10 protein-coding genes are annotated in these 10,253 nt (G+C 71.6%); 9 read left to right on the plus strand and 1 reads right to left on the minus strand.

What is annotated here, in order from left to right; all coding sequences use genetic code 11:
- Positions 1 to 39: 39 nt before the first annotated feature.
- A complete protein-coding gene (locus AB0H78_RS29295) occupies positions 40 to 771 on the minus strand; it encodes a VIT1/CCC1 transporter family protein (protein WP_363237654.1) in 732 nt (243 codons plus the stop codon).
- Between the two features lie 305 nt (positions 772 to 1,076).
- Here AB0H78_RS29295 and AB0H78_RS29300 point away from each other — a divergent pair, with 305 nt between their 5' ends.
- The 9 genes from AB0H78_RS29300 to AB0H78_RS29340 all read left to right on the plus strand — a co-directional run bounded on the left by AB0H78_RS29300 (position 1,077) and on the right by AB0H78_RS29340 (position 10,201).
- Positions 1,077 to 2,060: an ADP-ribosylglycohydrolase family protein gene (locus AB0H78_RS29300; protein WP_363237802.1), complete on the plus strand. Its 984-nt coding sequence runs from the start codon at positions 1,077 to 1,079 to the stop codon at positions 2,058 to 2,060.
- Positions 2,057 to 3,181 carry an ADP-ribosylglycohydrolase family protein gene (locus AB0H78_RS29305; RefSeq protein WP_363237655.1) on the plus strand — a complete coding sequence of 375 codons (1,125 nt, stop codon included), beginning with the start codon at positions 2,057 to 2,059 and terminating at the stop codon, positions 3,179 to 3,181. The genes AB0H78_RS29300 and AB0H78_RS29305 overlap by 4 nt, the downstream gene beginning before the upstream one ends.
- The gene (locus AB0H78_RS29310; RefSeq protein ID WP_363237656.1) at positions 3,165 to 3,998 is read left to right on the plus strand and encodes an ADP-ribosylglycohydrolase family protein; all 834 of its coding nucleotides are present in this window, start codon (positions 3,165 to 3,167) and stop codon (positions 3,996 to 3,998) included. Before AB0H78_RS29305 ends, AB0H78_RS29310 begins: the two co-directional genes overlap by 17 nt.
- Before the next feature lie 142 nt (positions 3,999 to 4,140).
- Positions 4,141 to 5,052, plus strand: coding sequence for a ribokinase (gene rbsK / locus AB0H78_RS29315; RefSeq protein ID WP_363237657.1), 912 nt, complete (start codon positions 4,141 to 4,143; stop codon positions 5,050 to 5,052).
- Positions 5,049 to 5,882 carry a CoA ester lyase gene (locus AB0H78_RS29320; RefSeq protein ID WP_363237658.1) on the plus strand — a complete coding sequence of 278 codons (834 nt, stop codon included), beginning with the start codon at positions 5,049 to 5,051 and terminating at the stop codon, positions 5,880 to 5,882. The genes rbsK and AB0H78_RS29320 overlap by 4 nt, the downstream gene beginning before the upstream one ends.
- Positions 5,883 to 6,025: 143 nt before the next feature.
- Complete coding sequence (locus AB0H78_RS29325) at positions 6,026 to 7,063, plus strand: LacI family DNA-binding transcriptional regulator (RefSeq protein WP_363237659.1); 1,038 nt, start codon at positions 6,026 to 6,028, stop codon at positions 7,061 to 7,063.
- On the plus strand, positions 7,060 to 8,019 hold the full coding sequence (locus tag AB0H78_RS29330) for a sugar ABC transporter permease (protein WP_363237660.1): 960 nt from the start codon (positions 7,060 to 7,062) through the stop codon (positions 8,017 to 8,019). Before AB0H78_RS29325 ends, AB0H78_RS29330 begins: the two co-directional genes overlap by 4 nt.
- A complete protein-coding gene (locus tag AB0H78_RS29335) occupies positions 8,016 to 8,870 on the plus strand; it encodes a carbohydrate ABC transporter permease (protein WP_363237661.1) in 855 nt (284 codons plus the stop codon). Before AB0H78_RS29330 ends, AB0H78_RS29335 begins: the two co-directional genes overlap by 4 nt.
- Positions 8,870 to 10,201: a sugar ABC transporter substrate-binding protein gene (locus AB0H78_RS29340; RefSeq protein ID WP_363237662.1), complete on the plus strand. Its 1,332-nt coding sequence runs from the start codon at positions 8,870 to 8,872 to the stop codon at positions 10,199 to 10,201. Before AB0H78_RS29335 ends, AB0H78_RS29340 begins: the two co-directional genes overlap by 1 nt.
- The last annotated feature ends 52 nt before the right edge of the window (positions 10,202 to 10,253 follow it).

Consider the following 10,253-nt stretch of genomic DNA (forward strand, 5'->3'; position numbering starts at 1 on the left):
TGGGTAACGGACTACTTATGCAGCGCTCCACATAGTGTCTCACCCTACGGCGGTTCCGAACAGTGTGCCCAGGGCGTACGTCACACCTGCCGCGGCCCCGCCGAGCGCCAGCTGCCGCAGCCCGCTGTACCACCAGGACCGGGCCGTGACCCTCGCCACGACCGCCCCGCAGCCGAAGAGCCCGAACAGCGCCACGACCAGCGCGGGCCACAGCGCCTGCGCGCCGAGCAGGTAGGGCAGCAGGGGCAGCAGCGCGCCGAGCGCGAAGGCCGTGAAGGAGGAGACCGCGGCTATGAGCGGCGACGGCAGATCGCCGGGGTCGATGCCCAGCTCCTCGCGCGCATGGATTTCCAGCGCCATCTCCGGATCCTTCGACAGCTGCCGCGCGACCTCGCGCGCCAGCTCCGCCTCGACGCCCCGGGACTCGTACAACGCGGCGAGCTCGTTCTCCTCGTCCTTGGGGTGCTTGCGCAACTCGCGCCGCTCGACGTCCAGTTCGGCCTCGACGAGCTCGCGCTGCGAAGCGACTGACGTGTACTCACCCGCCGCCATGGAGAAGGCTCCGGCCGCGAGACCGGCGAGCCCGGTGATCACGATCGTGCGGTGCGAGACATCCCCGCCCGCGACACCCGTCATGAGCGCGAGGTTGGAGACGAGCCCGTCCATCGCACCGAAGACGGCGGGGCGCAGCCAGCCGCCGTTGACATCGCGGTGGGTGTGGTTGTCGCGGTGCGCCTCGTGCAGCGTCGCTTCGGTATCGATGATGGACACAGCTATCCCCTTGATTCGTGCACTGCGGGTTCGGGCAGCCCCGCTTCCCCCTCAACAGCTTCGAAAGTACGCACGATTCAAAACCCCCGCCAGCAAGCCAGGCCGTACTTACCAGCGGCGGAGCCGCCACTCCCGGCCGATTCCGACCGGGTGACAGTGAGGTTTCAACGGCGCGTGAGGCGCGCGGTGTGGCACACATCCAGGAACCGGTCGGCGAGCCCCTGGAGGCGCTAGCCATGCTGTACTCACCTGCGGGGAAACCCCCCGACCCCTGGGCGATTGCATGCAATCGCCCGCGGACCCCTCTGCCGCTCGCCGCCGACCTCCGCGAAAGGGGCCGCGGGGCCCTGCTCGGGCTGGCCGTCGGCGACGCGCTCGGGGCGCCCGCGGAGAACATGCGCCCCTCGGAGATCCGCCGCCGCTGGGGCCGTATCGAAGGCTTCGTCTCCGACAACCCGGCGGGCACGGACGACACCGAGTACGCGATCTTCTCGGGTCTCCTCCTCGCCCGGCACGGCTCGGCCCTCACCGCGTCCCATGTGGAGCGGGCCTGGCACCGCTGGATCGCCGACCTCGACGAGGGCCCCTTCCGCGGCGCGGGTTTCAGCGAGCGCGGCACCCTGGAGAACCTCCGCCGCGGCCTGGCCGCCCCCATCTCCGCCCAGCACCGGCACGCCTGGAGCGACGGACTCGCCATGCGGGCGGCGCCCTTCGGGGTGTTCGCCGCGGGCCGTCCCGCCGAGGCGGCCCGCCTCGTCGCCGTCGACGGCTCGGTGAGCCACGAGGGCGAGGGCATCTACGGAGGCCAGGCGGTGGCGGCGGGCGTGGCCGCGGCGATGTCGGGCGCGGGCCCGGCGGCCGTGATCGGGGCGGCGCTCTCCGTCGTACCGATGGACTCCTGGACGGCCCGCTCGATGCGCCGCGCGGTGGTCGCGGCCGACCGGGGCGAGCGGGCGATCCGCTCGGCGGTGGTCATCGGCGGCTACCCCTGGACGGACCTGGCGCCGGAGGCGGTCGGCCTGGCCTTCGGAGCTTTCGCGTACGCACGCGGCGACTTCCGCGCCTCGGTCCTCACGGCGGTGAACATGGGCCGCGACGCGGACACGACGGCTGCGGTGGCCGGCGCGCTGGCGGGCGCGATGAAGGGGGCGCAGTCGATCCCCGAGGAGTGGTCGACCGTGATCGGCCCGGTGCGCGGCAGCTGCCTGCCGGAGATGGCCGGCTATCACGTCCTGGACATCGCCGATCTCCTGACCCCCGACGACGAGCCGACGGCGGTGACGTCATGACGAAGGACCCGGACCGCCGCGTCGAAGGGCTGCTCCTCGGCCTTGCCGCCGGGGACGCCGCCGGGTGGCCGGCCGCGCGTCACCGGGCGGCCAGGATGCCCGAGTGGACGCGCCGCCTCACCCGTGAACTCGACACCTTCGCCGAGCAGAACGCCACGACCACCCTGCCCGTGCCCATCGCCCTCAACCAGGACCCCGAGCCGCTCCAGCTCGGCCCGTCCGACGACGCCGAGTGGGCGGCGTACACCGCCACGACCTTGCTCCACGCGCCGCCGGGCCGGATCCGCAGCGCCATCGACCTCGCCTGGCGGTCCTTCGCCGCCGAGATCGCCGCGGCCGCCGACCGCGCCCCCGAGGTGGAGTCGGCGGTCCTGCCGCTGCGCGCCCGGATCTCGGTGCGCGCGGGTCTGGGCAACCTCGCCAACGGGCTGCGCCCGCCCGCCACAGGGCACGACAACCCGCACTACTTCGACGACGCGGCCTGCGTACGGGCCTGTGCGCTGGCCGTCGTCCACCCGGGCGACCCGGTCGCCGCCGCCGAACTCGCCGAGTACGACGCCCGCTACACCCAGGACGGCGACGGAGTGCACGGCGCCCGCGCGATGGCCGCAGCCGTCGCCGCGGCGCTCGGCGGCGCCGACCCGTACGAGGCCGTCGAAGCCGCCCTCGCCCAGCTGCCCGAGTCCACGGAGATCGGCCGCAACGCCGCGCACGCGGTGAAGCTCGCCCGCGACGCCGAGGGCGCGTTCGCCCTGGTCCCCCGCCTGGAACACGAGATCGTCGACCACATCTACAGCTACGGGATCGCCGCCGCCGAGACCGTCCCCGTCGCCCTGGCACTCACCCTCGCCTCCGGCGGCCGCATCACCGAAGCCGTGCCCACCGCCGCCTGCCTCTCCCGGGTCGCCGACTCCGCACCCGCCCTGGCCGGCGCCCTGACCGGCGCGCTCGGCGGCGCGGCAGCACTCCCCGACACCTGGCGACAGGCCTGCAGGACGCTGGTCGGCTGCGCGCTGCCCCGGCTCGCGGGCACGGATCTGGTGGAACTCGCCGAACTTCTCGTACAGGCACGGCAATCAACCGCCCCAGATGGACAATTCCGACATGACGCTCACACTTGAGGACCGGATCGCGGGCAGCCCGACCGGCGCGGCGGTCGGCGACGCGCTCGGCGGACCGGTCGAGGGCTGGACACCTGAGCAGATCAGTGAACGGCACGGTGGCCGCGTGCGCGGCATCGCCGGCCCCTTCCGTGGCGACGACCGGCGCACGGCCAGGCCCATCGCGCCGCACCACAAGGGCGATGGGCACGTCACCGACGACACCTTGATGACGCACGCGCTGATCCGCGTGTACGGCACGGTCCGCGATCACCTCACCGCATACTCGGTCGCCGACCACCTGGTCCCCGACCTGATCGGCACGCCGCGCTGGATCCCCGAGCTGGAGGCGGAGGCGCTCCCCCCGCCGGTGGGCCCGGTCAACGCGGCGAACCCGGCGGGGGCGGCGCTCTCGCCGGCCAAGGACGGCACGCGTACGGCGAGCGAAGCGGTCCGCGAAGTGGCGTCGCGCCACACGGACTTCGAGACGGCGATGCGCCCGCTGCGCGAGGCGGTGGCCCCGTACGACACGGTCGGCCCTGACTACCGCAAGCCGTCGCCGGCCGCGCGCCGCCCCTCGCGCGTGCACGCCATCGAGGAACTCCCGATCGCCCCGGGGATGCTTCTCGTCGGCAACGGCGACTTCCGCCACACGGTCCAGGGCTCCGTCAACTACAGCCGGGACTGCGACTGGTCGAAGACGGTGGCGGAGGCCTGCCGCCTCGATCTCCTCACCCCCGCAAGGGAGTTGGCGGAGGTGACGCGGGAGGTCTTCGCCCAGGACGCGGAGCGGCGCCGCACGCACGAGTCGGCGTTCGCGGCCCTCGCGGCTCGCTGATGCTCCGCCGCGCACCGGCGTCACGGCCAGGCACGTCGGCACACCTGGAACCGGCCGCAGCCCTCACCCACGCCGACGGCGATCTCTCCGCCTCGGTCCTCGACACCCTCACCCACCCCACGCGCCAGGAGGCCATCCGCCCATGACGATCACCGACACCCCCCGCACCGGCATCACCGTCCTCGGCTCCACCAACATGGACCTGGTCGTGTACGTCGACCGCCACCCGGCCCGCAGCGAGACGGTCACCGGCCACGAGTTCCGTACGATCCCGGGCGGCAAGGGCGCCAACCAGGCCGTCGCCGCCGCCCGCGCGGGCGCCACGGTCACCATGATCGGCGCCGTCGGCAACGACCCCCACGGCACCACGCTCCGCACCGCCCTCACCCAGGCCGGAGTCGACACCGACTCCCTGCGCACCACCGAGGGCCTCACCGGCACCGCGCACATCGTGGTCGACTCCGCAGGCTCCAACTCCATCGTCGTCATCCCCGGCGCCAACGGCACGGTCACCGCGCTGGCCCCCGGCGACGAGGCCGTGATCGCCTCCTCGGCGACCCTCCTCCTCCAGCTCGAACTCCCCCTCTCCGGAGTGATCGCCGGAGCCGAGGCGGCCCGCAGGAACAACGTCCGTACGCTCCTCACGCCCGCCCCCGCCCAGCCGCTTCCCCCCGAACTCCTCGCTGTCACCGACCTGTTGATCCCCAACCGCCTCGAATCCCAGGCCCTCACCAACGGCCTCACCGACGCGTACGAAGCGGCAGCCGCGCTCCTCAAGGACGTCCCCGAGGTCCTGATCACCCTCGGCTCCGAGGGGACGCTCTACGCGACCCGGACCTCCGAGCCCCTCCTCACCCCGGCGCACGAAGTCGAGGCCGTCGACACGACGGGCGCCGGGGACGCCTTCGTCGGCGCGCTGGCCGTGGCGCTCGGCGAGGGCAAGCCGATGCCGGCGGCGATCGCCTGGGCGACGACGGCGGCAGCTCTCTGCGTCCAGCGGACCGGGGCCACCCCTTCGATGCCGTACCGCACGGAGATCGACAGCGCCTCATGACGGCGGACGGCACCCCGCCGACGACCCCGACTCCCCCGCAGTCCACGCCGCTGACCTGGCTGTACGCACCGGGCGACCGCCCCGAAGTGGTCGCCAAGGCCCTCGACTCCGGCGCCGACGTGGTGATCGTCGACCTGGAGGACGCGGTGGCCCCGCACCGCAAGGGCTACGCCCGCGACGCCACGGCGGAACTCCTCGCGCAGCCCCGGCCCGCCCCGGTCCATGTACGGATCTCCACGGAGCAGGACATCGAGGCGCTCGCCCACCTCCCGGGCCTGTCCGCCTTCCGCCTCCCCAAGGTGACGTGCCGGGAGCAGGTAACCCGGGCCGCCGCGTGCGGAGTTCCGCTGTACGCGCTGATCGAGTCCGCGCTCGGAGTCGAGAACGCGTACACGGTCGCCTCCGCCCACCCCTCCGTCCTCGGCATCGCCCTCGGGGAGGCGGACCTCCGGGCGGATCTGGGGGTACGTCACGACGCGGGCCTGGACTTCGCCCGCAGCCGGATCGTGGTGGCGGCCCGCGCGGCCGGCCTGGCCCCGCCCGCCCAGTCCGTCTTCCCCGACATCCGGGACCTGGACGGCCTGGCCGCGAGCTGCACCCGCGGCCGGTCCCTGGGATTCCTCGGCCGGGCAGCCATCCACCCCCGCCAACTGCCCGTGATCGAGCGGGCGTTCACGCCCACGGAAGCGGAGACGGAGGCGGCCCGGGAGCTCGTGAAAGCCGCGGCCGCCGACGCCGGCGCGCTCGCTCTCCCCGACGGCCGTTTTGTTGACGAGGCCGTCGTGGAGGGCGCGCGGCGCACCCTCGCACTGGCTGCTCGCCTGCACTGACCTGGGCCGCAGCCCCCCGGTGAGATGTGGATCACATCGCCGACCCGTTGACGCGGAAGAAAGATGTAAGCAACATCTGTAATCGTTTCCAGTTGCTGAAAACGTTTACAGCCACCGCGTCATTCACCGCTCAGGGGGCAGGCATGACATCACAGGGGCCACCGACCATCGTGTCGATCGCCGAGCGTGCAGGGGTGTCCATCGCCTCCGTCTCCCGTGTCCTCAACGGACTGACCGTGCGCGCCGACACCCTGCGCAGGGTCGAGGAGGCCGTGGCCGAACTCGGTTACGTCCCCAACGCGGTGGCCCGCTCGCTCAAGGGCGGGCGGACCCGGCAGCTGACGTTCGCCATGGAAGACATCGGCAACCCCGTCTACGTGACGATGGTCCGCGAGATCCAGGCGGTCACCAAGGCCGCCGGCTACCGGCTGCTGCTGCACTCCACCGACGCGGTCGTCGAGGACGAACTCGCCGTCATCCGCAGTCTCAGCGACCGCACCAGCGACGGACTCATCCTGTGCCCCATCCGCATCACGGATGCGTACGTCCGCACGCTGAACTCGGCCGCCGCCCCTGTCGTCGTCATCGGTTCCCTCCCCGAAGGCGTGCCCATCGACAGCGTGCGCGCCGACTCCGTCCTGGGCGCCGCGATGGCCGTACAGCATCTGCACATGACCGGCCGCCGCCGGATCGCCTTCGTCAACGGCCCCTCGGACACGGTCCCGGGACGCAATCGCATGGCCGGCTACCGCCAGGGGCTCGCCGACTGCGCCCTGCCGTACGACGCGTCCCTCGTCGTCTCCACCGACTTCGCCACCGAGTCGGGAGCCCGCGCCGCCGAGTCGCTGCTGGCCGCCGCACCCGACGCGATCTTCTGCGCCAACGACCAGCTGGCCGTCGGCGCGATCCGCACCCTGCACACCCGCTCCGTACGCGTCCCCGACGACATCGCCGTGGTGGGCATGGACGACAGCGCCCTCGCCCAGGCCGCCTGGCCCCCGCTCACCAGCGTGGACCTGGGATCGGCCGAGCGCGGCCGGCGGGCGGCCGAACTCCTTCTCGCCCGCCTCGGCCACGGGACCGCCCCCGAAACCCCCCAGCACACCACCGCCATACCCCGCCTTGTCGTACGCAGCTCGACCGCGCCGGCAACCGAACAGGAGAACCTGAGGTTCGCATGAGTGTCACCGCAGTCCGGGGCAACGACGCCCTGGACCATCGCGGCACCCCGCCGCCCCGCTCCCCCGAGCAGCGCAAGCGCGCGCTCGGTCTGGACCGGGGGGCCTGGTTCCTGCTGGCCCCCGCCCTGATACCGATCCTCGTGCTCAGCGTGGGCCCACTGCTCTACGGCATATCCCTGGCCTTCACGGACGCGCAGGCGGGACGTACGACGTCCACGAAGTTCCTGGGCCTGGCCAACTTCACCGATCTGCTGCACGACTCGCTCTTCTGGCAGTCCTTCAAGATCGGGATCATCTGGGCGGTCAGCGTCACCGCGCTGCAGTTCCTCATGTCGCTGGGCCTGGCCCTGCTGCTCAACCAGAACCTGCGGTTCCGCTGGCTGGCGCGGACCCTGGCACTCGTCCCCTGGGCCATGCCCGAGGTCGTCGTCGGCATCATGTGGCGCCTGGTCTACCACCCCGACGCGGGCATCCTGAACAAGGTCCTGACGCAGCTTCATGTGATCCACCAGAACGTCGACTGGCTCACCGGCCTCTCCGTCGCCCTCCCCGCCGTGATCGTCGTCGGAGTCTGGGCGGGCATGCCGCAGACCACCGTGGTCCTGCTGGCCGGGCTGCAGAACGTACCGGTCGAGCTGACGGAGGCCGCGAACCTCGACGGCGCAGGAATCTGGCGCCGCTTCACCAACGTCACCTGGCCGGCCATCAAGCCGGTGGTGATCTCGGTGACCGCCCTGAACTTCATCTGGAACTTCAATTCCTTCGGCCTGGTCTACGTCCTGACCCAGGGCGGCCCGGGCGGCAAGACCCAGCTCCCGATGCTCTTCGCGTACGACGAGGCCTTCAAGTACGGCCAGTTCGGATACGCCGCCGCCATGGGCCTGGGGATGGTCGCGGTGATCGCCGTCCTCCTCACCCTGACGCTGCGCAAGAAGCTCAACGAGGAGACGGCATGAGCATCCCCGCAGGGCTCCGCGCCCGTCGCACCGCCGGCCGCACCGGCCAGTACCTCGGCCTCCTGTGCTACCTGGTCTTCCTGGCCTTCCCGCTGCTCTGGCTTCTCTCCACGGCCTTCAAGTCGCCGCAGGAGCTGGGCTCGATCGACCCGACGTGGCTGCCCAGGCATCCGACGCTGGACAACTTCCGTACGGCCTTCGACACCCAGCCGCTGCTCCACGCCGCGCTCAACAGCTTCATCGTGGCCGGCAGCGCCACCGTGATCGCGACCGCCCTCGCGGTGCCCGCCGCCTACGCGCTGGTCCGCTTCCGCTCACGGATGACCACGGCCGCCAACGGCTGGGTGCTCATCAGCCAGGCGTTCCCGTTCGTGCTGATCATCATCCCGCTGTTCCTCGTCCTGAAGAACCTGCACCTGATCGACTCCCTGGTGGGGCTGATCGCGGTGTACGTCGTGTGGAACCTGCCCTTCTCCCTCTGGATGCTCCAGGGGTACGTCAAGGCCGTGCCCGTCACCCTCGAGGAGGCCGCGGCCGTGGACGGCGCGAGCCGTCTGCGCACCCTGGTCAGCGTGGTCTTCCCGCTGCTCACCCCAGGTCTGGTGGCCACCGCGATGTTCACCTTCGTCACCGCCTGGAACGAGTTCTTCTTCGCCCTCGTCCTGCTCAAGTCCCCGGAGCACCAGACCATGTCCGTGATCCTCACCCGGTTCCTCGGCGCCGAGGGCGTCGCGGACCTCGGACCGCTCGCCGCGGCCTCCGTCATCGCCACCATCCCCAGCCTGCTCTTCTTCGCGCTGCTCCAGCGCAGACTGGTCGGCGGCATGCTCGCCGGGGCGGTGAAGGGCTGATGCGCACCCCCGCGAGGACCCGGCTGCGCACCGCGACGGCCGCGCTGGCCGCGACCCTGGGCCTGGCACTGGTCGCCGGCTGCTCCCAGGGCGACACGGGTGACGCCCACGGCCGGATCACCCTCGAATTCCTCAGCCTGGCCTGGCAGCAGGACTCCGTCGCCGCCAACAAGGCGCTGGTGAAGGAGTGGAACACCGCGCACCCCGACGTCCAGGTCAAGTACGTACAGGGCAGCTGGGACGGAATCCACGACCAGCTCCTGACGTCCTTCGAGGGCGGCGCGGCGCCGGACATCATCCATGACGACGCCTCCGACCTCACGGACTTCGCGTACGGCGGCGACCTGGCCGACATCGGCAAGCTGCTGCCCGCCTCGCTGAAGCGGGACATCCCGGGGCAGTCGTGGAACACCACCACGTACGACAAGGGTGTCTACGGTGTGCCGTTCCTCCAGGAGCCGCGCGTCCTGATCGCCAACACCAAGCTCCTGAAGGCCTCGGGGGCAAGGATTCCGACCGCGGCCCACCCGTGGAGCTGGGCGGAGTTCGAGCAGGCGTCGAAGAAGATGACCGTGAAGGGCTCGGGTTCCAGGCCTGAGCAGTACGGCGTGGCCTGGTCCATGAAGGAGCCGGTCAGCCAGTCGGTCAACCTCTCCGTCTCCACCGGCGGCACGATCTTCAGCCGCGCCGCCGGCAAGAACAAGGTGGCCTTCGACCCCGCCGAGTCGGCCGTCTCCCAGCTCATCAACCGGCAGATCAACGTCGAGCACACCTCGCCGAAGAGCAGCCTGGGCATGAGCGGCTCCGACACCCTGCCCGGCTTCTTCGCCGGCAAGTACGCCATGGTTCCGCTGAACTTCTCCTACCGCCAGCAGGTCAAGCAGCAGGCGCCCAAGGGCTTCCAGTGGACCGTCCTGCCGCTCCCGGCGGGCAGCGGAGCGGCCGGGGAGACCCAGGGCGTCGTACCGCAGACCCTCTCGGTCTCGCAGGACTCCGCGCACAAGCAGGCCGCCGTCGACTTCATCTCCTTCCTCACCCAGGGGAAGAACGCGGCGCGCCTGGCCCTCGGCGACTGGATGCTGCCGACCAGCACCTCGGCGCTGAAGGACCCGGCGCTGAGCTCGCCGAAGGACGGCTGGAACACCGGCAGCCAGATCTTCGGGAACCTCGTCCCCTCCCCGGTTCTCGGGGTGCGCGGATACGCCGAGTGGAAGGACAAGATCGCCACCCCGGCGTTCCAGAACTACTACAACGGCTCCGGCACTCTCGGCTCCCTCCGGACGAAACTCGCGGGAGACGGCCAGCGCGTCCTCGACCGCTACCAGCGCTGACGCTCCCCCTCCCCGGGCGTCAGCACACCGGCTCAACCCTAGAAATGAGCAC

Source organism: Streptomyces sp. NPDC050738 (assembly GCF_040654175.1).
In the GTDB taxonomy this organism is placed as follows: domain Bacteria; phylum Actinomycetota; class Actinomycetes; order Streptomycetales; family Streptomycetaceae; genus Streptomyces.